Raw genomic sequence first — 25,362 nt, 5'->3', positions numbered from 1 at the left:
CGTTGGCTGAACCCATCCGCATCATCGAGCGCCGGGAGGAGACGCCCGAGGAGCGGCGGCAGCGCGCCCTCGAGCGTCTGACCGACGCCGTGATTCAAGAAGAACAGGCCGCGGAACGCCTGATTCACCTTGTCGCGTTGGCCGAAGAAAAGGGTCTGCTGCCGATGCTGACGGCGCTTCTCGAACGAGGGGACCGCGTGTTGGCGCACCTCGTGGATCTCCTCGCGCGAGAGGAGTACGCGTCCGCGCTTCAAAACGCCATCGGACTGGCGCAGGCATTGGGAAAGTTCGATCCCGACATGCTGATGAAGCTCGTCGACAGCGCTTCAGCGGGGTTGGGCAAGGCGAAACAGGAGGCACAGAAGGACGACAAGCCGCTCGGCCTTTTCGAGCTGCTTGCGTTGCTTAAGGATCCAAATGTATCTTATGCGATTCGATTCATGTTGCGTTTTCTGTCGGGCATGGGACAAATGCTGCGATCTGAGCCATCGTCCGAGGTGTGACTGCACAATTTCTCGGGAAATGTCGAATGGAACAGAGGCCGCGGGCTTTCGCGGCCTTTGTGCTTAAATCTCGAGCCACTGCCGATATTTTTTGAGAACGGTTACCGGTCCTCCTAAATGCATCAGATATTTCAGTTTGGAACCATCTTTGAGAACCAGTGCGGTCGCGCCTGTGGCGTGGTGCCTGCCGATCTCCGCGACGCCGAATCTCGGACCGAGCGACGCGACCATGCCGTGATCGCGATATTGAAAAGGAAGGGGTGAGTGGCGGTTCGCCAATCGAACCAGATTGGCGCCGAGATGGTGTCCCATCTGTTCGGCCACCTGGCCGGTCGGGGGCAGGACACGGCCCTCGGCATCGGTGAAACGCGCGCAGTCGCCGATGACGTACACGTCCGGGAAGCCTTTGGCCGCGAGAAATTCGTCGACATCCACCCGGTTGCGCGCGTCGACCGAAAGCCCCGCCTCTTTCAGAAAGGCGGGCGCTTCGACACCTCCCGTCCACACCAGGGTGCCGGCTTCGATTCTTCGCCCGGAGGCGAGCACGTAAGCCCGCGGCTCCGCGCCCGCGACGCGCTCATTGAGAATCAGTTCCACGCCGCGCTCGATGAGCTTTTGTTCCGCGATGGCTCGGAGTTGGTGGTCGACGTCAGGTAGAATTTCGGAGTGCGCGTGAATCAGTCCGAGGTACAAGTCCTTGAGAGAAAGCCCTTTCTCGTGCAGTCGCTTGGGCAGCCAGTCCGCCCATTCGCCCATCAGCTCAACGCCGGTCAGTCCTCCGCCCGCGATCAGGACGCGCAGGTGCACCGGATCGCCGGATTGCTCGTAAAGCTCCAGTTCGCGTTCGAGATGGTGGTGCAGCTCCATGGCAGAGCGCAGCGAGTCCAGCCGGAACGTGTAATCCGCGATGCCAGGCAGGCCAAACGTGGAGGTGCGGCTGCCCAACGCGATGATCAGCGATTCATACCCCACGGGACCTCGATGGGTTTCCACAAGCTTGTCCGACAGCCGGAGTCCCTTCACCTCTGCGACGAGGACCCGGCTCGTCTGGTTGCGAAAGAGGTCTTCCAGCGACAACGCGTACGTGTGTGGATCGTGCCGCGCGCCAGCCACCTCGTGCAACAGGGTCTTGAACGTGTGATAAGGTTCGCGATTGACGAGGGTAAAGGGGATACCATGCCGATCCAGTTCTAGGGCCGCGGCGAGACCCGCGTATCCAGCTCCCAGAATCACGATACCATTCATGCGCTCTCTCCTCTCGTTCTGATGATACACGATTGGAGAGGCAGAGCGCAGCGAAGTTCGGCGCAAAGGTGGCGCCCCGGAAAAGGGGCGAGCCGCGACTGACGCGCGGCTCACGCAGCCATGGCGTTCAGTTGGCATAGGCGCCGTAGGGAACGAGAAGAATGAACAGCACGAAGATGATGAGAAACACGACAGCCCAGCGGGTGTAGCCACCGAAGACACCGTACATCGTCTCAACACCTCCTCGTCATTCGATGGTTCACTCTATGTACGCAGTGACGCGGATGGGTGGACGGATGCCCCAAGCAAAGGCGTATAATGAACAAGCAAGGATATCTTTGGAGGAGGTCGGATCGTTGTGGCGTTGACCTTCATGCAGATGGTTCAAAAGGCAAAGGAAAACGTGCCGGGATTGAGTGCAGCAGAGGCGAAGAAGCGCATTGAGGAGGATCCGAACACGCTCGTGATCGACGTGCAGGACGCGGCGGATGCAGGCGCATGCGGGCTCATCCCTTCGAGTGTCAACATCTCGCTCGGCATGCTTCCGATTCGAGCAGACCTTGAACTTCCAAAAGAGCTGCGGGATGAGCGCCTGGCGGATCGCAACCGGCCCATCATCACGACTTGTGGAGCGGGTGGACAAGCGGCGCTTGCGGCGTACGTCCTCAAACTGATGGGCTTTACGAACGTCGCCTACATTGAAGGCGGGACGGCCGCTTGGAAACAAGCCGGTTACGAGGTCGTGCACTGAGTTCACGGCGAAGACCAAAAGCGCCCCCACGGGGCGCTTTTTTCACGGTCAAGGCGCTCCACATGACGTGAGCACTCACCGAAGGGCCATCGCTAGGAAACGAGGACGGAGGCGAGACGCCTCCTTTGTCCTCGGTTCAGAACGTGTCGGGATCGGGGCCGAAACGATGGTTGCGGTTGAGCGCATGGATGCGCTGCATGTCCTCGTCAGACAACGAAAAGTCGAACAGCGCCGCGTTCTCGAAAATGCGCTCCCTCCGCACCGATTTTGGGATGGTGACCACTTCGTTTTGCAGATCCCACCGCAGAACGATCTGCGCGGGCGTCTTGTTGTACTTCTGGGCGAGTTCCTGAAGAACCGGAAGATCGAGATTACCGCGCATGATGGGACTCCAAGCTTCCAACTGAATCTGATGCTCACGACAAAACTGCCTGAGCGGTTCCTGCGTCAACAGAGGGTGATATTCGACCTGATTGACTGCCGGTACCACGTTTCCGTGTGCGAGGATGTCCTCCAGGTGATGGATTTGGAAGTTGCTTACGCCAATGGCCCTTGCGAGCTTTTCGTCGTAGATGCGCTCGAGTGCACGCCATGTGTCCCTGTACTTGCCGCTGACGGGCCAGTGGACGAGATACAAGTCCACGTAGTCGAAGCCCAAGCGCTTCAAGCTAGCTTCAAAAGCGCGAAGGGTTTCGTCGTAACCCTGGTCCGTATTCCATACCTTGGTGGTGACAAAGACTTCGCTGCGCGGCAAACCGGATTCCCGAACGGCTTTGCCCACGCTTTCCTCGTTGGCGTAGAAGGCCGCAGTGTCGATGTGGCGATAGCCAGCCTCGAAAGCGAAGCGAATGGCTTGTTCGACTTCTTCACCGGCCTGGGCCTTGTAGACGCCAAGTCCGAGCCAGGGCATCTTCACTCCGTTGTTCAATGTCACGGTGTCCTGAACGTGTTGTGCGACCATGGAAACCCTCCTCCGTTGGGCTGCCTCGAGACTGCCAATCCCCATTATATCGAAAGCAATTGGAGAAGCGGTGACCGCCCATGGGCGAAGGCCATAGAATGCTCCAACACGCATCAGCTTGGAGGTAGGAACATGGCCTTGACCGCTTCGCATGGGTTGTATCTCGCCGTGGTCGTGTTGGTGATCGTCTTCATGGCGTTACGCCGAGGCATTATCCCCATTTGCGTCCTCGGAACCTTTGTCATTGGCTGTGTGTACACTCACAGCTGGATCAAGGGCATGCAGGTGATCTACAACGCAAATCTGGCGAGCGCGGAAAACCTGCTCGGGATCATGGTGATCATTGGCCTCATGGTGGCGTTGCTCCGCCTCATGGAGCGAATCGGCGCCGACAGGCTGATCCTGCGCCCGTTCCGACACGCCGTCCAGAGCCCCGGCGTTGCGTTTTGGGGGCTTGGCCTCGTCAAGGGAGTGGTTTCACTCTTCGTATGGCCGACGCCAGCGACCATGATGGTCGCTCCGCTCATGACGCCGATTGCGCTGCGGGCGGGTCTACCGTTGCTTGGAGCCGCCATGACCATGAACTTGTTCGGCCATGGCATCGCGCTGTCGGGCGATTTTGTGATTCAAGGCGCCCCGAAACTGACGAGTTCGGGCGCAGGCGTTTCGGTCTCAAGTGTCCTCATGGCCAGCATTCCGCTTGTTCTTACGACGGGCGCCGTGAGCACAGGCCTTGGCTATCTCCTGTTGCGTCGAGACATGGCGAAAGGAAAACTCGTCGCGGAAATTCCCACATCGACTGTGGAAAAGACTCGGTTCAGCTTTGCCGCATGGCTCGCGGCCGTGCTCGTTCCCCTGTCGTTCCTGTCCACCATCCTGGCGACCGTTCTGATTCCCTTGCGCGGCGGAGATGCCACCGCGCTGATAGGAGGCGTGGCCTTTCTGTTGCTCATCCTCGTCTCGTTTGCCGAGTACCGACGCACCGCAGCGGCCGAGGTGATGTCGTGCCTTCAGGAAGGACTGGTCTTTTCCGTCCGCGTCTTTGCACCGGTGATCCCTATTGCGGGCTTTTTCCTCATGGGATCTCCGGAGATTGCGCCGCAGATTCTCGGCCCCGGTGCGCCAGGCTTCCTGTTCGATCTCGGCCGCGCTCTGGCCGAACACGTTCCGCTGTCCGTGGCTCCCGTCGCCGTGATCATCGTGTTGGTGGGCGTCATCGCAGGGCTCGATGGATCCGGTTTTTCCGGGCTGGTGTTGGTGGGCACCCTTGCTCAGGCCCTCGGACAGCCCATCGGCGCGAACGTCGCCATGCTTGCGGCCCTGGGCCAGATGGGATCCGTGTGGAGCGGGGGAGGGACCTTGGTTCCTTGGGGGGTTCTGGATATCGCCGGCGTCACGGGATGCAATCCCGAGGCCCTGACCCGGCGCAACTTCTTGCCGGTGATCTGCGGACTGGCCGCGGCGACCGGTGTGGCGATTGCACTCGCTTGACGGTAGCCCGGGGCGTGGACGGTTCGTCTCTCCATTCTCGCACTGCGTCGATTGCCATCTGGACATTTCCCAAGATTCCGTTCATAGTGAAACATAGCATCCCTTCGACGGGTGAGATAGAGATTGAAGGAGTGGCGAGGAGATGAACCCATGAGTTACGTCTATTTGCTCGATACCACGCTGCGGGACGGCACCCAGGGAGAGGGGATCAGCCTCACCGTCGCCGACAAAATCAAAATCGCCGAAAAATTGGACGATCTCGGCGTCGCCTATATCGAAGGCGGCTTTCCGGGGGCGAATCCGAAAGATGAAGAATTTTTCCGCGTCGCACAATCGCTTCGGTTGAAGCACGCGAAGCTCACCGCATTCGGTTCGACGCGCCGCCCGGGAGTTCGAGTCGAGGACGACGCGGGCGTGCGGGCGCTGTTGGAGGCATCGACGCCTGCCGTCGCGATCGTCGGAAAAGCATGGGATTTCCACGTGACGGACGCCCTTCGGATCGATCTCGACGAGAATCTCGCGATGATTTCCGATACTGTGCAGTACTTGAAACGCCACGGGCGCGAGGTGATTTTTGACGCAGAACACTTCTTTGACGGCTTCAAGCGAAATCGCTCGTACGCGCTGGCGACCGTCCGGGCGGCCTGGGAGGCTGGTGTGGACTGGGTGGCGCTCTGCGACACGAATGGAGGCAGCATGCCTCATGAGATCCGCGACATCGTCGCGCAGGTGATTCAGGAGGTGCCGGTACAAGTCGGCATCCACACGCATAACGACTGCGAACTGGCCGTTGCGAACAGCCTCGCGGCGGTCCAGGCCGGGGCGCGCATGGTGCACGGGACCATCAATGGCATTGGCGAACGTTGCGGGAACGCCAACCTGGCGTCCATCATTCCGAATCTGGAGTTGAAACTGGGATACCGCTGTCTCCCATCGCCCGACCATCTGCGCCAGCTGACACCGGTGGCGCGGTTCGTCGGTGAAGTCTGCAATCTCGTGGCCCATAGCTACCAGCCTTTCGTCGGCCACAGCGCGTTCGCCCACAAGGGCGGTATCCACGTGAGCGCCATTCAGCGCAATCCCGAGACCTACGAGCACATCCCGCCCGAACTGGTGGGCAACGAGCGCCGCGTGCTTCTCTCCGAGTTGTCCGGGGTGTCAAACGTCCTGGCCCAGGCGGAGGCCTTCGGCATTCCGACGGAAGGGCGAGAGGCAGAGCTCCGGCGTCTGCTCGAGCGTATCAAGCAGATGGAGCACGTGGGCTATCAGTTTGAAGGGGCGGAAGCGTCCCAAGAACTTCTGTTCAGGCGGGTCTTGAACGATTTCACGCCGCCCTTCAACGTTCTCTCGGTCCGCGTGGACACCGATGTGCAACGGCAAGGGGAGGCGACGTCTCAGGCCATCATCAAATTGGAGGTCGACGGAGAAATCGTGCACACCGTGTCGGAAGGCAATGGGCCGGTCAACGCGCTCGACGCGGTGTTGCGGAAGGCGCTCGCGCCGCATCGCCCTGAGATCCGGCGCATGCATCTGACCGACTACAAGGTGCGCGTCCTGGACGAAAAAGACGCCACGGCGGCGCGGGTACGCGTGTTGATCGAATCGACGGACGGCGATCACGTCTGGCGCACGGTGGGCGTGTCGGAAAATGTGATCGCGGCGAGCTGGGAAGCGCTCGTGGACAGCATCCAGTACTATCTGGCGCTCGTGGTGCCGAGCCGCACGCTCGTCGAAGCTTGAAACACATGCGGATCAGAGCGAGAATGGAAGGCGATGAGCGACATATGTGCGGAGCGCCGGGCCTAAGCCCCCGGCGCTCCGCCATGAACGAGGGTGTTGCCAGTGGAAAGATCACAGGCTGAGCTCGCGCTGGACCGCCTGGGACGCCCGGTCTCGTGGAGAAGGACGCTCTGGACGATGTGCGCTGTGCAAGCCATCATGATGATGGCATTTTCGAGCATGAACCCGTTTTTGGCGCTTTTCATCGGACAACTCGGCGTCCGCAATCCGCATGCCGTCGACCTCTGGGCGGGTGTCGTTGCGAGCGCCAATTTTCTGATGTCGGCCATCATGTCGCCGATATGGGGATCGGTCGCGGACAGGCGCGGCAAAAAGCTGATGGTGATGCGGACCACCTTGGCCATCGCCATCGCCACCAGTCTCATGGGGTTGTCGCGCAACGTGTACGAACTCCTGTTCATTCGCATGCTGCAAGGGGCATTCAGTGGATTTTCGGCCTCGGCGAACGCGCTCGTGGCCAGCACCATCCCGGAAGAGAGGCTCGGCTTCGCGCTCGGATGGCTTTCGACCTTTGCGATGGTCGGGAGTCTCGTCGGTCCCTTGCTCGGCGGGGTGTTGGTCGACGCGTTTCACCACAACTATCGCATCGTGTTTTATCTCACGGCAGCGTTCGCCACGACCGCTTTCGTATTGACGTGGCTGATGATTCGAGAACCGAAAACATCGCTCCGCGAATCGAATGGCGGGCATCGCCGCATGGGGCTCATCGGACAGTTCAAGGCGTTGCGCGAACTCCGAACCGTACAAGTGATGTTTTTCGTCCTTTTCGCGGCCCAGTTCTCGGTCATGAGCGTCCAGCCGGTGCTGCCGCTCTACATCCGCGAGCTCGTCGGACGGGATTCGCAGCTTCTCGGCGCACTCGGCACGCTCTCAGGCGCCTGCTTCGCCGTGACCGGGATTGCGGACCTCATCTTCTCCCCGTTTCTCGGCAAACGAAGCGATCGCATCGGTTACCGCAAGGTGCTGTCCATTGCTCTCATCGGCGCCGCACTCTGCTACATTCCGCAGGCGCTGGCGCCAAACGTGTGGGTATTCATGCTCGGCAGATTCCTGCTCGGTGCGTTCATCGGGGGCATCCTGCCCACGGCGAATGCGCTCGTCGGCCGCATGACGCCCAAGGAAATGCGAGGGCGCGTGTACGGGCTCACGGCGAGTTCGACGTTCCTCGGCAGCTTCGCCGGGCCGCTGATTGGAGGCGCCGTGTCCGCAGGGTTCGGCATTCGCGTCATGCTGTCTGCGGTCATCTTCCTCTATCTCGCAAATTTTGTGTGGGTTCGCTGGCGGGTGCCGGAGTGGCGAGACGGCGACGAGGCGCATTCAGGCGCATAGGGGTATGCCCTTTCGGGCAGTCTGGAAGAGGAAATGAATGGGGATGTCTCAACGGGGGAACGTCGCTTGAGGGAGGTTACCGATGGGCCGAACGAACGACCGTCCCGAGTCTCTTCGACTGCCGCTCGATGCGGAGTCGCGCCGGCAACTCGAGCAATCGTACGAGCAAGAAAGCCCCTTTGAGCTGCGCAACGAGCTATTGGCGCTCGCATCGCGGCACGATCGCAAGCGCGCCCGGGTGATGCTGGATGCCGGGCGCGGCAATCCCAACTGGATTGCGGCCGCACCGCGGGACGCCTTTTTATTTCTGAGTCGGTTCGCCTTGGAAGAGGCACGCCGCGTTTGGCGGGATGGCGATCTCGCCGGCATGCCGCACCCAGACGGGATCGCCACCCGCTTCGAATCCTTTGTCCGCGATCACCCCGACGAAGCCGGTTGTCGCGCGCTCCTCGAATGCCTTGAGGAGGCTGTCGCGCGGGGCATAAATCGCGAAGGGATCCTGTACGAATTCGTCGACGGTGCCATCGGCGACAACTATCCGACGCCCGACCGAATCCTGCCCTTTGTGGAGCGGGTCATGGCCCACTATCTCAGCGAGGAAATCTGCGGGTCCCGCGTCGATCCGGCCCACTGGCAGCTGTTTGCGACCGAGGGCGCAACGGCCGCCATGTGTTACGTCTTCGATTCGCTTGCGGCGAATGAACTCCTTTCCCCGGGCGCGAAGATTGCGGTCATGGTGCCCATCTTTCCTCCTTACGTGGAGATCCCGGCGCTCGATCGGTATCGGTTTGACGTCGTGGAAATCCGGGCGTCTGCGGGCGGCGAATCGCCGGAGTCCGCGTGGCAGTATCCTGCCGAGGAATTGCGCAAGCTCGCCGATCCGTCCGTGCAGGCGCTGTTTCTCGTCCATCCGTCGAATCCGCCGTCCGTCGCGATGACCGAGCAGACGCTTCAAACGTTGGCCGATCTCGTCCGTCGCCATCATCCCGATCTGATGATCATCACCGACGACGTGTATGGGACCTTCGTGGAAGGGTTTCGCTCGCTGGCGGCTGTGTTGCCGAAAAACACGCTGCTCGTGTACTCGCTGTCGAAGCACTTCGGCGTCACGGGCTGGCGGCTCGGCGTCATCGCTCTTCATCGCGAGAACGTGTTTGACAGGCGCCTGCAATCGATGAACCGCGAGGCGCGCGACCGTATCGGCGACCGTTATCGGATTCTCTCTCGTCAGCCGGATCGGCTGCGTTTCATCGACCGGTTGGTGGCGGACAGCCGGCAGGTCGCGCTCAACCACACCGCGGGCTTGTCCACGCCGCAACAGGTGCAGATGGCGCTTTTCGCGCTCTATGCCATGACTCCGCGCGGACAGCGCTACAAGCATCAGGTGCGGGCTATCTGCCAAAGGCGGATGGCGAGGCTGTATCGGGCGCTAGGGATGGACATGCCCAACATTCCGCTTTGGGCCGAGTATTACACCGAGATCGATCTCGTCGCATTGGCGCGGCGGCGGCACGGGGAGGCGTTTGCGGCGCACCTCCAGTCCGAGTACGAACCGGTCGACGTGCTCTTTCGCCTCGCTGAGTCATCGGGTATCGTGTTGTTGAACGGAGGTGGATTTCGTGCGCCCGCTTGGTCCGTGCGGGTGTCGCTCGCGAATCTGCCCGACGACGCGTACGACGTGATTGGGCGGGAGCTTATCGCGGCCATCGACGCGTACGCGAAGAGGTGGACGAGGAACGGACACAGGAACTGATGCTTCACTCGCGGCTCCCCGCGAGGACGGTGGATTTGTGCCGCAACACGAAACAAATTTTTTGAGCTAAACTCTTGCGATTAGGGTCGTCTAACTTGTAGAATACCTCCTAGAATGTTGACTCCGATAGTCAAGTATGCGGCGCCGCACATCTAGGAGGATGTTGGAAATGTCCATCGCGTTTCAGAAGATTGGTTGGAAGAGAGCCGTCGTGTGGGCCTGCGCTGCGGCCGTGATCGCCGCGTTGGTCTGGCAAGGTGTGACCGCTGGCGGCAACCCGGACCCGACGAGTCATAACATCGGGCGGGGCGCGGCCATCGTCGATACCGGGATCCTCGTCTTCCGCGAGGGGCTCGAGACGATTCTCGTATTGAGCGCCATTACGGCCAGCCTGATGCGCACGGGCCAGGGCTACTGGCGGCCCATCTCGGCCGGCGCAGGTCTCGCTTTCGCCGCGACGCTTTTGACTTGGTTTGTCGTGGTGGGCATCATCGCGCTCGTCGGACAGACGGCGCCGGAATTGTCCATTCAGGCGGCAACAGGGCTGTTGGCCATCATCGTGCTGCTCATCGTCATGAACTGGTTTTTCCATCGCATCTACTGGACCGGCTGGATCAGCTTTCACAACCGCAAAAAGAAGGAAATCATCGATCAGGCCGAACGCGGGTCGCAGGCCAAGTCGCTGGCCTATCGCGGGCTTGTCATCTTGGGATTCACCTCGGTGTACCGGGAAGGCTTCGAAGTGGTCTTGTTCCTGCAGAACACGCGCATGCAACTCGGGTCCGGCGTGGTGGTCGTCGGCGCGAGCATCGGCTTGGCTCTCACCCTGATGGTGGCCGTGCTCACGTTCTTTGCGCACAGAAAGCTGCCCTACAAGCGCATGCTGGTGCTGACGGGCGTGATGCTGGGCGTGGTGCTGCTCGTGATGGTGGGCGAGCAGGTTCAGGAGATGCAGCAGGCGGGCTGGCTGCCGTCCACGCCGCTCAACCTCGGATTGCCGGACTGGGCGGGACTCTGGTTCTCCTTGTTCAACAACCTCCAGAGCGTCGTCGCACAGGCCATCGCGGCCGTCATCGTGCTTGGTTCCTACTTTGGCGCGCAGTACGTCCGCGTGTGGCGTCCGCGCCGGGAGGCTGCCCGCGGGGCGCATGCGCTGTCCGACTAAGGTTCTCACGCGCTTTCGAATCTGCGAAGCGAGCACTCACGCAACGCGTGGGTGCTTTTTGATGCCCTCTTTTGCGATCACGCCCGAACTCGCTCCGTATGTTACCATGAAAACAGAGAGAGCTAGGAGGGAGAGGCATGGCCATTCGTTTCGCGTTTTTTGACATCGACGGCACGCTCATCGACGAGCGGCGAGAGCTTTCTCCGCGCGTCGAGGAGGCCATCGCGGCGCTCAGACAGCGAGAAATCGAGACCGCCATCGCCACCGGCCGCGCACCCGATCAACTCCGGCCCATCGCTGAGCGGCTCGGTTTCGAATCTTACGTGTGTTGCAATGGCTCCCTGGCGGTTTATCGCGGTGAGAAGGTCCTGACGACGGCGGTGCCGCGCGACGTCATTGCATCATTCATCGAGCGCGCCGAATTCTACGGTTACCCGGTCGTCGTGGCGGGCGCCGACGCTTGCTACGCCAATCAGCCTCATCGTCCCGAAATCCGCGAGGCGTACCGGTTTCTCGGATTGTCCACTGAACCGGTCTACGATCCCGCCGCCTGGACCCGAGAGGACGTGTACCAACTCTATCTCTTCTGCAAACCGGGAGAAGAAAAACCGTTCGTGGAAGGCTACCGCGATTCCCTGCGCTTCATCCGCCCTCACCGCTTCTACTTGGACGTGTTTCCCGCTGGCGTTTCCAAGGCGAAGGGTGTCGAGGCCATGCTGAACCGCGCCGGTTGCAGCCGCGAGGAGGCGCTGGCGTTTGGGGACAGCGAGAACGACGTCGAGATGTTGGCCTATGTCGGCATCGGGGTCGCGATGGGCAACGCGTCGGAGGCAGCCAAGCGCGCGGCGCGCCAGGTGACGGCGCCGGTCGACGAAGGCGGCATTTTCGCCGCGCTCGTCGATCTCGGCTTGATCGAGGGACAGCCCGTGGCGTGATCGCCCGACGCAGACGTCAGTGCTCGACGACGACGATGGCTGTGGCAAGCGCCCGCTTGGGCGGCGTGAGGTATCGCCCCGCGTACCACAGCCCTGTCGACGATCCGCCGTCGAGGTTCATGGCGTCCCAAAGTCCCAGCGCCTTCGCGATGGAGGCTTCCTGCCACACATTGGCCTTGTGAATCGTCAAAAAGACGAGGTGTCCCGCGCGGTCGATGCCGACGACCGACCGCTCTTCTTTCATCCCCCGGTCATGTATGGATACGGGGCGCTCGGCACATCTTGAGCCGAAAGGGGCGTGATGAGCGTGAAAGCGAAGCGCTTCGGCGCGTGGGGTATCGCCTTGGCCGCATCGCTCTGCCTCGCCGCGGGATGTGGGAGCGCCGGGAATCAGGGCGCAAACCACACGTCGACACCGGTCCACGGTCACGCACCGGCGCCTGCGGGGTCGTCTGTACAAAATCACCATATCCTGGTTTACCCTCTGCCGCGCGGCGTGAGAAGCACGGCGGATCTGTACAACTGGCTTCTTGACCGGCAGCTCGCGGAGATGGATAACCCTTCGCAGGGCGAGATTTGTTTGGACAGCGCCTGCAAGGTGGCGGCCACCGTGTTTTCTGGACCGGCCAAGGCACGGGCCGGATCACCTCTCGCGCTGGTGGCCTTTCAACCTAACTCGAGGTGGTACGTTCTCGTGGGGCCTCTGCCGCAGTCCGGCGATCCGCCGCGCCAAGCGCGGGCGTTCTACGCGGGCCTGCACAGCTACCCCAGGGCGCAAGGGGTTTGCGTCGTCCTGTCCAACGAAGTGGATTGGTATTGGATCGAGGCAGGGCGTCTGCAGATGATGCGCCAGCCGCGGAGCTAAGGCCGCGGCTGGCGCGCGTCAGGCGAGCCGATTCGCCAGCTCCACGAACGCGTCGAGATCGCGCAGGGAGAAGTCGATCGCGGCCTGCCAGAAATCGGGCTTCGTGAGATCGGCGCCAAGGTGTTGGCGCGCGAGGTCCTCCACGCGCATGCGTCCGGTGTCCCGAAGGAGTTCGACGTAGCGGCGCGCGAAATCACCGGGCTCCGCGGACGCCGCGGCCTGGATGCCAGTGGAAAACAGGAACCCGAACGTGTACGGAAAGTTGTAAAAGGGCGTGCCGGTGATGTAAAAGTGGAGCTTGGACGCCCAGAAGTGCGGGTGATACCGTCGCAGGGACCCGCGATAGGCTTCTCGCTGCGCCTCGATCATCAGTTCGTTCAACCGCTCCACGCCCACGTAGCCGCGTTTTCGTTCCTCGTAAAATCTCGTCTCGAACAGGAACCGGGCGTGTATGTTCATCAACATGGCCGCGGCGCGCTGCAGTTTGTCGTTCAGCAACTCCAGCCGTTCGCGATCGTCCGCAGCCGAGCGAATCGCGGCGTCGGAGACGAGTGCTTCCGCGAACGTCGACGCGGTCTCCGCGACGTTCATCGCGTACTGTGTTGCGAGGTACGGGAGATCGCGCATGACGTGCTGATGATACGCGTGGCCGATCTCGTGCGCGAGCGTCGCGACGTTCCCCGGGGTGCCGGAAAACGTGACAAAAATGCGCGATTCCCCATGTACCGGAAAACTCGTGCAAAACCCGCCGGGCCGCTTACCGGGGCGATCTTCGGCCTCGATCCACCGCCGTTCGAAACATGCATTTGCAAATGCGGCCATGTCGGGACTGAACGCGGCGAACTGATCCACGATGAAGCGGCGCGCCTCATCGAACGAGATGGCGCGGCGCTTTGCGCCGAGGGCGAGCGGCGCTTCGACGTCCTGGAATGAGAGTTGGTCGACGCCCAAGAGCCGCGCCTTCGCGGTAAAGTACACGATCAGCCGTTCCTGGTTGCGAACCACCGCGTCCCACATGGCCTCAAGCGTCTCCCGAGACATCCGGTTCATCTCGAGAGGTTCCTCCAGCACGGAGTGCCAGCCCCGCGCCTCGTACGTCTGCAGTCGGAACCCGGCCAGATGGTTGAGCGCATCCGCCAAGAGATCCGCCTCGCCAGCCCACGCCGCTTCCCAGACGTCGAACAGCCGGTCGCGATCGCGCTGGGACGCCTGCGTCATGCGGTTGGCCAGCTGTCCCATCGAGACTTTCTCTTTGCGCCCCTCCATCTCGATCTCGGCCGCCATGCGTCCGACGATGGCGTCGTACAGTTCTCCCCAGGCCACGTAGCCGTCCGCCGACAGCTTCGCGATGAGCCGCTCCTGTTCCGCGGGCAAGCGCCGCTTCGAGCGCTCCACTCGTTCCCGCACCGCGAACGCGACAGGAGCCAGCTCCGGATCGGCGAGAATCTCCTCCATACTGGGTTCCCCAGCTTGTCGCATGCGCTCATCCAAGAGCGCGAGCGCGCTCGTGAACGTGGAACGAATGCGGTTGACGCGAGCCTGCAGCGCTTTCGCGCCGGCATCGTGGACGTTCTGCGCCGTGAGGCACGATACGAAGGCGCCCGCTTCCCTCAGGCGCTTGCTCAGATCCTGCATCGTGAGGATCACGGCCTTGAGTCCCATGTCGGGACTCTGCATGGCGCCCGGCGTGTTTTGCATCACCATGGAGAAGGCCGTGACGTTGGTTTCGAGGTCGTCGAGAAAGTGGCGGAACGCGGGAGATTCGCTTCCGCCCGCGTACAGGGATTCGAGATCCCAGCGCTGTTGTTCGCTCACGCGATCGCCTCCCATGACGGATTATACCGCTTCGGCTGCCGCGGGAGGGGACATCGTTTCGTTCTCCTTTCGTACGTCCTCCTGATCGCACGCGCCATGGACGATGGCGCCTCCGTGCGGCAAAATGGGTGTGGGAGCACCAGGAGGCGAGGGGGGCTTGGGATGCGCCGCTGCGCATGGGCGGGATCGCGAGAACGATACGTTCGCTATCACGACGAGGAGTGGGGTGTGCCCCAATTTGACGATCGCGTCCTGTTTGAATTTCTGACGCTCGAGGCGGCACAGGCGGGGCTGCAGTGGTATCTCATTCTGACGCGCAGGGACGCTTATCGGAAGGCGTTCGCGGATTTTCAGCCGGAGATTGTGGCACGTTATGGGGAGGCGGAGGTGTCGCGCCTGATGGCGCCGGAGTCGGGCATCATTCGCAACAGGGCCAAAGTCGAAGCTGCCGTTCACAACGCGAGGGTCTTTCTCGAGGTGCAGGCCAAACACGGATCGTTTGCGCGCTGGCTGTGGGGATTTGTCGACGGGCGGCCCGAGGTGCACGCGTTTTGCCGCGAGGAGGACGTGCCAGCCACATCCCCGCTCGCCGAGCGCATCAGCCGGGAGATGCGCTCGCTTGGCTTTCGGTTTGTGGGGCCGGTGATGGTGTATTCGTATCTGCAGGCCGTCGGTTTGGTCCTGGATCATGTGACCACGTGCTTCCGTTATGAACCGCTTCGCGCCATCGCTGAATCCTTGAGGAACTCCGCGCCATGATCCATGCCGCGGCAGGGCGCGCCGTCCAAGGCAGCGTTTGACCAGCGGCCCACGAAAATGGTACTATAAAAATGCAAGTAAGTACCTTGGGGGGTATTCCGAATGGCCACGATGACGTTGACAGACGCCAACTTCCAACAGGCGATTCAAGGCGATAAACCCGTGCTGGTGGATTTCTGGGCGGCGTGGTGCGGTCCTTGCCGCATGATGGCGCCGGTCCTTGAGGAATTTGCCGAGGCGCACGCCGACAAGGTGACCGTCGCCAAGTTGAACGTCGATGAAAACCCGGAGATCACCAGCCAGTTCGGCATCATGAGCATTCCGACGCTCATCCTGTTCAAGGGCGGGCGCCCGGTGAAACAGCTCATCGGGTATCAGCCGAAGGAACAGCTCGAAGCTCAGCTCGCGGACGTTTTGCAATGAGGGAGGGGCGGATGCCATGACATCCGCTGCCGAACCGCAGCCCAGGCTGGAACGCGCCACCTTTGCCGGCGGCTGTTTCTGGTGCATGGTCAAGCCCTTTGACACGTGGCCGGGGGTCGTGTCCGTGGTCTCCGGCTACACCGGAGGCCACGTTCCCAACCCGACGTACGAACAGGTGTGTTCCGGCACCACGGGACACGTCGAAGCCGTGCAGATCACGTATGATCCCAGCCAGATCACGTACGCGCAGCTCCTGGACATCTTTTGGCGGCAGATCGACCCGACGGATCCTGGCGGTCAGTTTTATGATCGAGGTCCGTCCTACAAGACGGCGATTTTCTACCACTCCGAGGAGCAGCGCTGCTTGGCGGAGGCGTCGAAGGCCGAGCTGGAAGCTTCGGGCCGCTTCCAGAAGCCCATTGTGACGGAGATTTTGCCTGCGGGTCCGTTTTATCCGGCGGAGGAGTACCATCAGGATTTTTATCGCAAACAGCCGGCGCATTATGAACGCTATCGGCGGGCGTCCGGGCGGGACGCGTTCATTGCCACCCACTGGGGGCATGAGCCCGAGGCGCCTCGGGCGTGACTCCGGTAGAGAGAACCGTCAGAAAGGCGCGCTCGCCCTGCCAGACCGTGTGCACGGGGACGTGAAACGTTCGGGACAGCACGTCATCCGTGAGCACGGCCTTTTTTTCGCCGCATGCTGCCACCCGCCCTGCGTCGAGCGCAAGCACGTGCGTGATGGCCGGAATCATTTCCTCGATGTGATGCGTGACGTACAGCAGCGCGGGCGCGTCGGGCGCCGTGACCATGGCGTCCAAGGCTGTCAGCAGTTCCTCGCGTGCGCGCACGTCGAGCGCCGTGCAGGGTTCGTCGAGGATGAGAAGCGAAGGGTTCGCCATGAGCGCACGCGCGATGAGCACGCGCTGTTTTTCGCCTTGGGACAGCGATTGAAACGGGCTGTCGGCGACGTGTCCCACGCCGAGATCGCGTGCGAGCCCGCGAGCGCGGTCCCAGTGGTCGGAATTCGGCTTCTCCCAAAGGCCAATGGACGAGAAGGCTCCGCTCACGATCACGTCCAGCGCGGCGTCGCTTCCTGCGTCCTGTTCGACGCGCTGAAGCAGGGCGTAGCTGACCCAGCCGATGTTCCGCCGCACTTCTCGGAGGTCCACCCGGCCGTACCGATTTCCGAGGACCGTGACCTGCCCCCGCGTCGGCCACTGATATCCCGTGATGATCTGCAGAAGCGAGGTCTTGCCCGAACCGTTCAGACCAATGAGGCCCCAGTGTTCACCTTCGCGGACCTCAAACGACACATCATCCAGAATCGTTCGTCCATTTCGAATCCACGTCACGTTTGAAACGGAGAGAATCGCCACGTCTTCCGCCTCCTTGCTGTCTTCCTATCCTAGCACAAAATCGGTCGCAGGGACATCCTGCGACCGGTTCCGCTGATTCTCTCCGCCTCGTCTTCACTCCGCAGCCTTGCTGGCCTGGATTTCGAGCTCGATTTTTACCTCGTCGCTCACGAGCACGCCGCCCGTCTCGAGCGCCGCGTTCCAGGTCAGGCCGAAGTCCTTTCGGTTGATCTTCGTTTGCGCCGTAAAGCCTGCCACCTCTTGACCCCACGGGTTCTTGCCCATCCCTTCGTACGTCACATGGAACGTCACGGGCTTGGTGACGTCGCGGATGGTGAGATCGCCCGTCATGTCGTAGGTGTTGGGGCCGGTCTTGACCGTTTTCGTGGCTTTGAACGTCATATGGGGGTACTTTTCCACGTCGAAGAAATCGGCGCCGCGCAGATGGTTGTCCCGGTTTTCGTCGCGCGTATCGATGCTGGCGACGTCCACCGTGAAATCGATCTCGGCCGTGGTCAAGTCTTCCGGATCCGCAATGACCTTCGCGGAAAACGACTTGAAATGGCCGCGAACCGTGGTGAACATCATATGTTTGACGCTGAAGCCAATGGTGCTGTGGCTCGGATCCACATTCCAAGTTACCTTTGCCATACCTCAACCTCCCGGTCGTCAGTGTGCGCCCGCTGCCGAGCGCGGGATTCACGTTCTTATTATTTATCAGCGATGAAAAAATGATAAGTAGGCACATCGAAGTGGTTTGGTATACTTGAGGTAACTTAGGCAACGCGAAAGGCAGGCGTTCGTGCCGATGTCGTCCGGCCATCGCACAGACTCGCCGTGTTCGGCTGTTTCCACGCTGCAAGTCCTGAGCGGCAAGTGGAAATGGCTCATTCTGTACCACCTGTTTCAACATCCGTCGCTTCGGTTCTCCGAATTGATGCGCATGATCCCCGGCATTACACAGCGCGTGCTCACCAAACAGCTGCGCGAGCTGGAAGACGAGGGCATCGTTCAGCGGACGGTGTATCCGGAGGTCCCGCCGCGGGTGGAGTACGCCATCACGCCGTATGGGCAATCCTTGCGCCCCATTCTCGATCTCATGCATGCATGGGGACTTGAGCACTTGCGCCGCAAGGCCGAGCGAGCACAGCAGGAGCCACAGCGATGAACGGCATGTGGGCGGGGTCGCCTGCGAAGGGCGGGACTTCGCATCGAACCTGTTGGACACGCTGGAGGTGGCATCGGTGCGCGTGATTGTCCGAGGACTCCTCGACGGCGAAGTCAAGGACGTGATCGCGGAGGACGGCTGGATTACGGCCGTCGCCCAGGCGGGTGCCGGCGATGTGACGGGCGCCCGGCTGATCGAGGCGGGCGGGCACCTGTTTCCTGGGTTCATCGACGTGCACGTGCACGGCGGCGGCGGTGCGGACGTGATGGACGGATCGATGGACGCGTTTGAACAAATTGCGTGGACGCACGCCCGGCACGGGACCACCGCGCTCGTCTTGACCACCGTCTCCGCGCCCGACGAGGCCATCCTGAGGGTCCTTTCGGCGTGGCGGATGCCCGCGAGTTGGCGCGGCGCCGATGTGCTGGGGTTCCACTTGGAGGGGCCGTTCATCCACCCCGACAGGCGCGGGGCCCATCCGGCCGAATGTCTCTGCATGCCGGCGCCGGAGCGCCTGCGGAAATACGCAGCGGCAGGGCCCGTGCGCATCCTCACGCTCGCGCCGGAGTTGCCGGGCGCCGAAGAGACGCTGGCGGCCGCCCGTGCGATGGGCGTCGTCGTCTCGCTGGGCCACTCCGCGGCGACTTGGGCTGAGTCGATGCGCGCGTTCGATCTCGGCGCCCAGAGCGTGACGCATCTGTTCAACGCCATGACGGGGCTTCATCACCGACAACCCGGGTTGGCGGCCGCGGCGCTCGCGCACAGCGGTGCCATGGTGGAGCTCATCCTCGACGGGATCCACGTCCATCCCGAGATGGCGCGCCTCGCCGTCCGTGTCAAGGGGCGCGATCGCGTCATGCTCGTGACGGACGCCATACCCGTGGTGGACATGCCAGAGGGGCGGTACGCGTTCGCCGGGGATGAGGTGGTCTATCAGGGCGGCGCCGTGCGGCGGCTTGACGGAACGCTTGCGGGCAGCGCCCTGACTATGGCGCGCGCCGTGCGCACCGGCCTGGAGCATGGCGTGTTTGCCCTCCCCGACGTGCCCTTGCTCGCGGCCCGAAACGCGGCGCGCCTTTTGGGCGAGCGGCGCGGGCGAATCGCGCCCGGCTTCCGCGCGGATCTGGCGGTGCTCTCGGACGACGGCCAGGTGACGCACACGCTGGTCGGTGGCCGGCTCGTGTACCGCGCCTGACGGCGAATGGAGGTCCGCCCTCGCCATTTCGGCGTGGCGATGATACAATGTACATAATGTTTATCGGTTTACTCTATCATGGCGATCCCGCGCGATCGCGTGTCAGGAGGAGTTGGCGTGTCGGTGACAGAACGGGAACGAGACATGGTGTTGGAACATCTGGTGGCTTCGGACGAGGCGGAGGATGCGCGGCGGTCATGGTCGGGTTTGAAGGCCGTGCAGTTGGACGAGATCGCCGTGTCAGACCTGTATCAATTGGGGATTGGCGCTTTTTCTCCGCTCGATGGATTCGTATCCGAGGAGGACTACCACGCCATTGTGGAGACGATGCGCCTCACGTCCGGCCACATCTGGTCGATTCCGGTGACGTTGCCGGTGCCGGAAGAAACGGCGCGCACCCTGCGCCTCGATGAGACGGTGGCCTTGGTTCGCCCGGACGGGGTCATCTGCGGGCGCATGACCATTCGCCACATGTACCGTCCCAACCTCCATCACGAAGCGGAACAGGTCTATCGCACCCGCGACGTGGAGCATCCCGGCGTGAGGCGCCTGTACGAGCGCGGGGGCGTCTACCTGGGCGGGCCGGTCGAGGTGCTGCCGGACGAGCGCGTGGACGAGTTCACGCCGTACGCCTACACGCCGCGGCAGACGCGGGCAGCGTTCCGCGAGCGAGGGTGGCGCACGGTCGTCGGGTTCCAGACGCGGAATCCGGTCCACCGGGCGCACGAGTACATTCAGAAGGTGGCGCTCGAGATCGTCGATGGCCTGTTCCTCAATCCGCTGGTCGGGCCCACCAAGGCGGACGACGTCCCGGCGGACGTGCGCCTGCGCGCGTATCACGCCATTCTTGAGCACTATTATCCGCGGGATCGCGTGTTCTTCGGCGTGTACAAGGCCGCCATGCGCTACGCAGGCCCTCGCGAGGCCGTCATGCACGCGCTCGTGCGGCGGAACTTCGGCTGCACGCACTTCATCGTCGGGCGCGATCACGCCGGCGTCGGCAATTACTACGGCGCGTTCGACGCCCAGCGCATCTTCGACCAGTTTGATCTCCAAGAGCTCGGCATCACGCCCCTGTTCTTCGACAACGCGTTTTACTGCCGCAAGTGCCAGGGCATGGCGACCGCCAAGACCTGTCCGCACGGCGACGACGATCACGTCACGCTCTCCGGCACCAAGGTGCGCCAGATGTTGCGGGAAGGGATTGCGCCGCCGCCCGAATTCAGCCGGCCGGAGGTCGTCGAAGTTCTGATGGAGTATTACTCGAAACAGGCTTAAACTAGACGGTAGGCTCGCCAGGGCCGAGTCAAGTGAGCTTGGAGGCTTGTCGTGATGACGGAACGACCGCTCCTCAGTCTGGACGAACACCTGTGCTTCGCCGTGTACGCCTGCGCGCGCGAGACGATGCGGCTTTACCGATCGTTTCTGGAACCGCACGGCCTCACATTCCCTCAATACATGGTGCTGGTCGCGCTGTACGAACTCGGCGCTTGCACAGTGAAGGCGCTCGGGGAGCGGCTGTATCTCGATTCGGGCACGTTGACTCCGCTGTTGAAGCGAATGCAGGAGAACGGTCTCGTCGATCGGCGGCGGGATACGGACGACGAGCGCAAGATGTGCGTGTCTCTGACGGACAAAGGGAGAGCGCTGCGCGAAGAATTGGGCGCTGTGCCGGACTGCGTCAAACATCAGATCGACGGTTTAAACGACGACGAAATCGTCGGCCTGAGACTGCAGGTGCGAGAGCTGCTCGAGCGCATTCACCGTGCCAACGAGCAGTTGTCCGGCGAATAGGGTGAGATGGAGGCCGGCCGCGGCAGGCCGATGCGCGCGGTGCGCGCCTCCGCCGAACAGGCAAACGCAGGCTCGTCTTCACACCCGTACGGTTCGAGGAGCCGGGCCGCGCCGATGTGAGCTTCCGCCGGTTGGATGATCCACGGTCGGTGACGCAGGCGCGTTTCCATCACCACGCCGAACAAGGGCGCGAACAGCGCGTATCGATTCAGAAGCCAGTGCTCGAGCGATCCCGCGGCCGGCTCGTACCACGGCATCCGGCTTCCTGCGCGACGAAAGCCGAGCGCAAGTGTCGGCCTGCCGTCGTCGTGGCTCAAGAGCCCCAAAGCGAGCCGTTCTCCCTCTTCCACGACCGCCATGAACGCGGGTTCGAACGGAAGGGCGTAGGCGAGCTTCCCGAGCCGCGCGGCCCAGGGTCGGTTTGTCTCGAGGCGCAAGAAGAAGACGCCGCGCCTTGAACCAAAGCGAACGTACGTGCGGACGTTCACTTGCCAGAACCTCCGCATCCCCCGGATTTGCGGCAGGCCGCGCAATCGGAACGGGTCCACCGAGAACGCCACGACGCTGACGTATGGGCTGCCGTCGAACCGATCCAGCTCGAGCTGTCGCGGAATGTGCTGAGATAGGATCCGTTCGTCGGCCCGCCAGTGTGCCATGACCAAATTCCGCCATGTCTGTTCGACCCACCATTCCCCTCGCATGGTCCGCGCCTCCTTCCTGCGCTATCGTGCTCGTTCATCCACAGGACATGACCAGCAAGTTTTGCTAACATGAAGGCGAAGCGAGGTGCGCCTGTTTGACACCTTCCTACAAAGGGCGATTTGCGCCGAGTCCCACGGGCTTCCTCCACGTGGGCAACGCCTGGGTCGCGCTTCTCGCGTGGCTCGATGCGCGGCGCGCCGGAGGTTCGTTCATCCTTCGCATCGAAGATTTGGACGAGGCGCGATCCCGTCCAGCCTATCGCCAAGCCATTCTCGAGGATTTGCGGTGGCTAGGCATCGACTGGGACGAGGGCCCGGACGTGGGGGGCCCTTCTGCGCCCTATGAACAGCGACGGCGGCGTGGCCTATACGAACAGGTGCTCGCGCGCCTGATGGCAAAGCGCGAGCTGTATCCTTGTTTCTGTGCACGTTCCCGGCTGCTGTCCATCGCGTCTGCACCGCATGGTCTGTTTGCCGACGAACCTCGCTACGACCGCCGCTGTCTGCGGCTCTCCGATGCCGAGCGGGCCGCGCTGGCGGCGGCCAAAGCCCCGTCGCTTCGGCTCCACGTCGCCGATGACGCGCTCGTGACCGTGGACGATCGCCTGCTTGGGTCCACGACAGCGCGGCCGTCGGAAGGGGGCGACTTCGTCGTCCGGAGGGCTGACGGCGTGATCGCCTATCACCTGGCCGTGGTCGTCGACGATCACGCCATGGGCGTCACGGACGTGATCCGCGGTGCCGATTTGTTTCCGTCCGCGTTCCGCCAGGCGTATCTCGCCGAACGCCTTGGGTACGCCACGCCGCGCTATGCGCACGTGCCTCTGGTGGTGGATGAGGACGGGCGCAGACTGGCGAAACGCCATGGCGATCTCGCCCTTCGCTCGCTTCGCCAGCTCGGCGTGCCGAGCGAACGGCTCGTCGGCATGCTCCTATGGCTCGCCGGCCAGATGGATCGCCCGGAGCCTGTGCGCCCGGCCGAGGCGGTGCGCGCGTTCGATCTGGGCCGTGTGCCGCGCGTCGCCGTGGTGTGGCGCGAGGCGTACACGGCGCAGCTCAAGGCGAATGCCGGATCGTAGGGCTGGAAACGCTGTGCAGAGAATGTCATGCGGGAGGCTGAAACCGTGAGCAAAGCGAGCGAAGTGGGGAAGACCCACCTGTTCATCGACGGCGATTGGGAAGAGGCGGCGCGTCACGTCGAACTGCGGAACCCGTACAGCGGAGAATTGCTGGCGAAGATCGGCTACGCTTCGCCGGAGCAGGCGGCGCGGGCCATCGAGGTGGCGGCGCGGGCGCAGAAGTCGTTTCGCAAGCTCCCGGCCTGGCAGCGCGCTCAGATCCTGCGGAAGGCCGCGGACATCATCGCGGATCGGAAGGAAGAGCTCGCTGAGACCATCGCGCGCGAGGCGGCCAAACCCATTCGGGCCGCGCGGCAGGAGATCGATCGGACCATTGAGACGTATCGCTTTTCGGCGGAGGCGGCCAAGTCGATTCGGGGGGAGACCGTACCCATGGACGCGGCGCCGCGGGGCGAGCATCACGTGGCGTTCACGCTCTGGGAACCGCTCGGCGTCGTGACGGCCATCACGCCGTTCAACTTCCCGATGAATCTCGTGGCGCACAAGGTCGGGCCGGCCATCGCGGCGGGGAACGCCATCGTGCTGAAGCCCGCGGAGCAGACGCCCCTCTCGGCTCTGGTGCTTGGGCACATCTTCCAGGACGCGGGTCTCCCCGCGGGGGTGCTCAACATCATTCCTGGCGATGGCAGGGAACTGAGCGAAGTGTTGACCACGCATCCGGATGTGGCGTTCGTGACGTTCACGGGGAGCCCGGCGGTCGGCAAAATCATCCGCCAACAGGCGGGGCTGCGGCGCGTGACGCTGGAGCTCGGCTCCAATTCTCCGCTCGTGGTGGACGAGGGCTTCACCGCGCATGAGCTCGACAAGCTGGCGGCCGAGATCGTCCAGGGTGGATTTTCGTACAACGGACAGGTGTGCATCTCCATTCAGCGCGTGTACATCCACGATGCGGTGTACGACGAGTTGGTGGCGCGCATCACAGCCGGCGCGAAGGCGCTCAAAGTGGGCGATCCGCTTGACGAGGCGACCGATGTCTCGGCGCTCATCAACGAGCAGGCGGGCGCGCGCCTCAAGGCCTGGCTGGAGGAGGCCGTCGAGCGCGGCGCCGAGGTGCTCGTGGGCGGGCGGATTGAGGGCAACCGGATGGAGCCGACGGTGGTGACGGGCGTGCCGCTCGATGCAAAACTGTGCACCGAGGAGGCGTTCGGGCCAATTCTCATCGTGGAGCGCGTGTCGAGCTTCGAAAAGGGCCTGGAGCTCGCGAATCGCAGCAAATTCGGCCTGAACGCGGGCGTGTTTACGAAGCGCATGGACCACGCGATGTTGGCGATTGAGGTCATTCAGGCTGGCGCCGTGCTCATCAACCAAGTTCCGACGTACCGCGTGGATCACATGCCGTATGGCGGCGTGAAGGAGAGCGGTGTCGGGCGGGAAGGCGTGCTGTACGCGATGTACGACATGATGGAGCGGAAGCTCGCCGCCATTCGCACGAGCTTTTGAGGAGCGAAGGGGCCCGCACGGGTACATGCCGTGCGGGCCCTGCGTCGCTTGGCGTTCTCGGACGCACTTCGCGATGGGACGCTATCAGCCTCGCAAACGCGCGGGAGATGCCCGCGGCCGTCACCGAACCGGGCGCGCGCGGAGATAGTAAATGGGCTGTCCCTGTTGCCGGAATCTCGCCTCGTATTCGGTCTGCACGAATTTGCCCGATAGCGTATCGGCCGGATCGCCCGGCGGAAATCCCCGCTCGACTTCTGCGACTTCCCAGCCGCTTGCCCGAAACGATTCGAGCGACCACTCGAAGAACTCCGGGTTGTCGGTTTTTTGCTCGAGCCAGGCTTCGGGCAGCATCCACTGGGCGTACCAGGCCAGCTTGGCCGGCGCGGTCAATCGCCGTTTGTGGTGGCGCTTCTTCGGCCAGGGATCCGAGAAGTTGAGATACAGCCATTTCACCTTCGGTTCGGTCCAAAGGGGTCCAAATTGGTCGACGTCTCCGACGAAAAACGAGAGGTTCCGAAGTCCGTCGAGGTGAGCGCCGTACGCCGCCTTGGCAGCGACGGCCAGCACCTTGTCGACGCCGACAAACTGGGTCTCGGGGTGCAGCCGCGCCATCTGGCGAATGAATCCGCCTCGGCCGCAGCCGATTTCCAGCGCCACGGGCTCGGCCAAGGACTGGTACCATGCAGCCGGATCGCCCTGATAGCCGTCGAACAGATGTTCCTTCCCGCCCTCAAGCCACTTTTCGAGGCGATGTCCAGTGCGAAAGCGCATG

At 62.6% G+C, this 25,362-nt stretch carries 26 protein-coding genes; 18 read left to right on the top strand and 8 right to left on the bottom strand.

Annotated features, from left to right (window positions below):
- The first annotated feature begins 2 nt into the window (after positions 1–2).
- On the top strand, positions 3–503 hold the full coding sequence (locus J3481_RS10505; RefSeq protein ID WP_206832053.1) for a DUF1641 domain-containing protein: 501 nt from the start codon (positions 3–5) through the stop codon (positions 501–503).
- 63 nt (positions 504–566) lie between these two features.
- On the opposite strand, the gene J3481_RS10500 is transcribed toward J3481_RS10505, so the two are convergent.
- Positions 567–1,748, bottom strand: coding sequence for an NAD(P)/FAD-dependent oxidoreductase (locus J3481_RS10500; protein ID WP_206832052.1), 1,182 nt, complete (start codon positions 1,746–1,748; stop codon positions 567–569).
- 358 nt (positions 1,749–2,106) lie between these two features.
- Between J3481_RS10500 and J3481_RS10495 the strand changes: the two genes are divergently transcribed.
- Positions 2,107–2,499: a rhodanese-like domain-containing protein gene (locus J3481_RS10495; RefSeq protein ID WP_206832051.1), complete on the top strand. Its 393-nt coding sequence runs from the start codon at positions 2,107–2,109 to the stop codon at positions 2,497–2,499.
- Between the two features lie 136 nt (positions 2,500–2,635).
- Here J3481_RS10495 and J3481_RS10490 read toward each other — a convergent pair whose 3' ends face one another.
- Entirely contained in the window at positions 2,636–3,460 is an 825-nt protein-coding gene (locus J3481_RS10490; protein WP_206832050.1) for an aldo/keto reductase, read from the bottom strand.
- 132 nt (positions 3,461–3,592) lie between these two features.
- Between J3481_RS10490 and J3481_RS10485 the strand changes: the two genes are divergently transcribed.
- The 6 genes from J3481_RS10485 to J3481_RS10460 all read left to right on the top strand — a co-directional run bounded on the left by J3481_RS10485 (position 3,593) and on the right by J3481_RS10460 (position 11,933).
- Complete coding sequence (locus J3481_RS10485) at positions 3,593–4,951, top strand: hypothetical protein (protein WP_206832049.1); 1,359 nt, start codon at positions 3,593–3,595, stop codon at positions 4,949–4,951.
- Positions 4,952–5,101: 150 nt separating this feature from the next.
- Positions 5,102–6,691 (top strand): citramalate synthase, encoded by a 1,590-nt coding sequence (cimA, locus tag J3481_RS10480; RefSeq protein WP_206832048.1) that lies wholly within the window; start codon positions 5,102–5,104, stop codon positions 6,689–6,691.
- A 102-nt stretch (positions 6,692–6,793) separates the two neighbouring features.
- Positions 6,794–8,080 (top strand): MFS transporter, encoded by a 1,287-nt coding sequence (locus J3481_RS10475; protein WP_328702109.1) that lies wholly within the window; start codon positions 6,794–6,796, stop codon positions 8,078–8,080.
- A gap of 82 nt (positions 8,081–8,162) precedes the next feature.
- A complete protein-coding gene (locus tag J3481_RS10470; RefSeq protein WP_206832047.1) occupies positions 8,163–9,833 on the top strand; it encodes a bifunctional aspartate transaminase/aspartate 4-decarboxylase in 1,671 nt (556 codons plus the stop codon).
- A 169-nt stretch (positions 9,834–10,002) separates the two neighbouring features.
- The gene (locus tag J3481_RS10465; protein WP_206832046.1) at positions 10,003–10,998 is read left to right on the top strand and encodes an FTR1 family iron permease; all 996 of its coding nucleotides are present in this window, start codon (positions 10,003–10,005) and stop codon (positions 10,996–10,998) included.
- A gap of 137 nt (positions 10,999–11,135) precedes the next feature.
- Complete coding sequence (locus J3481_RS10460) at positions 11,136–11,933, top strand: Cof-type HAD-IIB family hydrolase (RefSeq protein ID WP_206832045.1); 798 nt, start codon at positions 11,136–11,138, stop codon at positions 11,931–11,933.
- Positions 11,934–11,949: 16 nt separating this feature from the next.
- On the opposite strand, the gene J3481_RS10455 is transcribed toward J3481_RS10460, so the two are convergent.
- On the bottom strand, positions 11,950–12,177 hold the full coding sequence (locus tag J3481_RS10455) for a phosphodiester glycosidase family protein (protein ID WP_236011539.1): 228 nt from the start codon (positions 12,175–12,177) through the stop codon (positions 11,950–11,952).
- 63 nt (positions 12,178–12,240) lie between these two features.
- Here J3481_RS10455 and J3481_RS10450 point away from each other — a divergent pair, with 63 nt between their 5' ends.
- Positions 12,241–12,798 carry a hypothetical protein gene (locus tag J3481_RS10450; RefSeq protein ID WP_328702108.1) on the top strand — a complete coding sequence of 186 codons (558 nt, stop codon included), beginning with the start codon at positions 12,241–12,243 and terminating at the stop codon, positions 12,796–12,798.
- Between the two features lie 18 nt (positions 12,799–12,816).
- On the opposite strand, the gene J3481_RS10445 is transcribed toward J3481_RS10450, so the two are convergent.
- Entirely contained in the window at positions 12,817–14,628 is a 1,812-nt protein-coding gene (locus J3481_RS10445; protein ID WP_206832044.1) for a M3 family oligoendopeptidase, read from the bottom strand.
- A 147-nt stretch (positions 14,629–14,775) separates the two neighbouring features.
- Here J3481_RS10445 and J3481_RS10440 point away from each other — a divergent pair, with 147 nt between their 5' ends.
- From J3481_RS10440 to msrA, 3 genes are all read left to right on the top strand, one after another.
- Complete coding sequence (locus J3481_RS10440; protein WP_206832043.1) at positions 14,776–15,372, top strand: DNA-3-methyladenine glycosylase I; 597 nt, start codon at positions 14,776–14,778, stop codon at positions 15,370–15,372.
- Positions 15,373–15,474: 102 nt separating this feature from the next.
- On the top strand, positions 15,475–15,795 hold the full coding sequence (trxA, locus tag J3481_RS10435) for a thioredoxin (protein WP_206832042.1): 321 nt from the start codon (positions 15,475–15,477) through the stop codon (positions 15,793–15,795).
- Between the two features lie 16 nt (positions 15,796–15,811).
- Positions 15,812–16,381, top strand: coding sequence for a peptide-methionine (S)-S-oxide reductase MsrA (gene msrA, locus J3481_RS10430; protein WP_206832041.1), 570 nt, complete (start codon positions 15,812–15,814; stop codon positions 16,379–16,381).
- On the opposite strand, the gene J3481_RS10425 is transcribed toward msrA, so the two are convergent.
- Both J3481_RS10425 and J3481_RS10420 read right to left on the bottom strand, forming a co-directional pair.
- Complete coding sequence (locus J3481_RS10425; protein WP_206832040.1) at positions 16,335–17,174, bottom strand: ABC transporter ATP-binding protein; 840 nt, start codon at positions 17,172–17,174, stop codon at positions 16,335–16,337. The two genes, msrA and J3481_RS10425, sit on opposite strands and share 47 nt — an antisense overlap.
- Before the next feature lie 93 nt (positions 17,175–17,267).
- A complete protein-coding gene (locus tag J3481_RS10420; protein ID WP_206832039.1) occupies positions 17,268–17,804 on the bottom strand; it encodes a YceI family protein in 537 nt (178 codons plus the stop codon).
- 157 nt (positions 17,805–17,961) lie between these two features.
- On the opposite strand from J3481_RS10420, the gene J3481_RS10415 reads away from it, so the two are divergent.
- From J3481_RS10415 to J3481_RS10400, 4 genes are all read left to right on the top strand, one after another.
- A complete protein-coding gene (locus tag J3481_RS10415; protein ID WP_206832038.1) occupies positions 17,962–18,321 on the top strand; it encodes a winged helix-turn-helix transcriptional regulator in 360 nt (119 codons plus the stop codon).
- 76 nt (positions 18,322–18,397) lie between these two features.
- Positions 18,398–19,516 (top strand): N-acetylglucosamine-6-phosphate deacetylase, encoded by a 1,119-nt coding sequence (nagA, locus tag J3481_RS10410; protein WP_206832037.1) that lies wholly within the window; start codon positions 18,398–18,400, stop codon positions 19,514–19,516.
- 117 nt (positions 19,517–19,633) lie between these two features.
- Positions 19,634–20,794: a sulfate adenylyltransferase gene (gene sat, locus J3481_RS10405; RefSeq protein WP_328702107.1), complete on the top strand. Its 1,161-nt coding sequence runs from the start codon at positions 19,634–19,636 to the stop codon at positions 20,792–20,794.
- A gap of 54 nt (positions 20,795–20,848) precedes the next feature.
- A complete protein-coding gene (locus tag J3481_RS10400; protein ID WP_206832036.1) occupies positions 20,849–21,310 on the top strand; it encodes a MarR family winged helix-turn-helix transcriptional regulator in 462 nt (153 codons plus the stop codon).
- On the opposite strand, the gene J3481_RS10395 is transcribed toward J3481_RS10400, so the two are convergent.
- On the bottom strand, positions 21,277–22,011 hold the full coding sequence (locus tag J3481_RS10395; RefSeq protein ID WP_206832035.1) for a YqjF family protein: 735 nt from the start codon (positions 22,009–22,011) through the stop codon (positions 21,277–21,279). The genes J3481_RS10400 and J3481_RS10395 overlap by 34 nt on opposite strands.
- Before the next feature lie 95 nt (positions 22,012–22,106).
- On the opposite strand from J3481_RS10395, the gene gluQRS reads away from it, so the two are divergent.
- Both gluQRS and J3481_RS10385 read left to right on the top strand, forming a co-directional pair.
- Positions 22,107–23,090, top strand: coding sequence for a tRNA glutamyl-Q(34) synthetase GluQRS (gene gluQRS / locus J3481_RS10390; protein WP_206832034.1), 984 nt, complete (start codon positions 22,107–22,109; stop codon positions 23,088–23,090).
- 45 nt (positions 23,091–23,135) lie between these two features.
- On the top strand, positions 23,136–24,590 hold the full coding sequence (locus J3481_RS10385; protein WP_206832033.1) for an aldehyde dehydrogenase family protein: 1,455 nt from the start codon (positions 23,136–23,138) through the stop codon (positions 24,588–24,590).
- 120 nt (positions 24,591–24,710) lie between these two features.
- Here J3481_RS10385 and trmB read toward each other — a convergent pair whose 3' ends face one another.
- Positions 24,711–25,361, bottom strand: a complete 651-nt coding sequence (gene trmB, locus J3481_RS10380) for a tRNA (guanosine(46)-N7)-methyltransferase TrmB (protein ID WP_206832032.1) — start codon at positions 25,359–25,361, stop codon at positions 24,711–24,713.
- Position 25,362 lies beyond the last annotated feature (1 nt).

Source organism: Alicyclobacillus fructus, from assembly GCF_017329605.1.
GTDB classification, from domain to species: Bacteria; Bacillota; Bacilli; order Alicyclobacillales; family Alicyclobacillaceae; genus Alicyclobacillus; species Alicyclobacillus fructus.
Note: the sequence above shows the minus strand (reverse complement) of the source record. Positions and strands in the feature narration are given on the sequence as shown.

Coding starts and splice junctions, on each gene's coding strand:
- J3481_RS10500 (WP_206832052.1), bottom strand. CDS start 1,748: ATGAATGGTATCGTGATTCTGGGAGCTGGATACGCGGGTCTCGCCGCG.
- J3481_RS10490 (WP_206832050.1), bottom strand. CDS start 3,460: ATGGTCGCACAACACGTTCAGGACACCGTGACATTGAACAACGGAGTG.
- J3481_RS10485 (WP_206832049.1), top strand. CDS start 3,593: ATGGCCTTGACCGCTTCGCATGGGTTGTATCTCGCCGTGGTCGTGTTG.
- cimA (WP_206832048.1), top strand. CDS start 5,102: ATGAGTTACGTCTATTTGCTCGATACCACGCTGCGGGACGGCACCCAG.
- J3481_RS10470 (WP_206832047.1), top strand. CDS start 8,163: ATGGGCCGAACGAACGACCGTCCCGAGTCTCTTCGACTGCCGCTCGAT.
- J3481_RS10465 (WP_206832046.1), top strand. CDS start 10,003: ATGTCCATCGCGTTTCAGAAGATTGGTTGGAAGAGAGCCGTCGTGTGG.
- J3481_RS10460 (WP_206832045.1), top strand. CDS start 11,136: ATGGCCATTCGTTTCGCGTTTTTTGACATCGACGGCACGCTCATCGAC.
- J3481_RS10455 (WP_236011539.1), bottom strand. CDS start 12,177: ATGAAAGAAGAGCGGTCGGTCGTCGGCATCGACCGCGCGGGACACCTC.
- J3481_RS10445 (WP_206832044.1), bottom strand. CDS start 14,628: ATGGGAGGCGATCGCGTGAGCGAACAACAGCGCTGGGATCTCGAATCC.
- J3481_RS10440 (WP_206832043.1), top strand. CDS start 14,776: ATGCGCCGCTGCGCATGGGCGGGATCGCGAGAACGATACGTTCGCTAT.
- trxA (WP_206832042.1), top strand. CDS start 15,475: ATGGCCACGATGACGTTGACAGACGCCAACTTCCAACAGGCGATTCAA.
- msrA (WP_206832041.1), top strand. CDS start 15,812: ATGACATCCGCTGCCGAACCGCAGCCCAGGCTGGAACGCGCCACCTTT.
- J3481_RS10420 (WP_206832039.1), bottom strand. CDS start 17,804: ATGGCAAAGGTAACTTGGAATGTGGATCCGAGCCACAGCACCATTGGC.
- J3481_RS10415 (WP_206832038.1), top strand. CDS start 17,962: ATGTCGTCCGGCCATCGCACAGACTCGCCGTGTTCGGCTGTTTCCACG.
- J3481_RS10400 (WP_206832036.1), top strand. CDS start 20,849: ATGACGGAACGACCGCTCCTCAGTCTGGACGAACACCTGTGCTTCGCC.
- J3481_RS10395 (WP_206832035.1), bottom strand. CDS start 22,011: ATGCGAGGGGAATGGTGGGTCGAACAGACATGGCGGAATTTGGTCATG.
- trmB (WP_206832032.1), bottom strand. CDS start 25,361: ATGCGCTTTCGCACTGGACATCGCCTCGAAAAGTGGCTTGAGGGCGGG.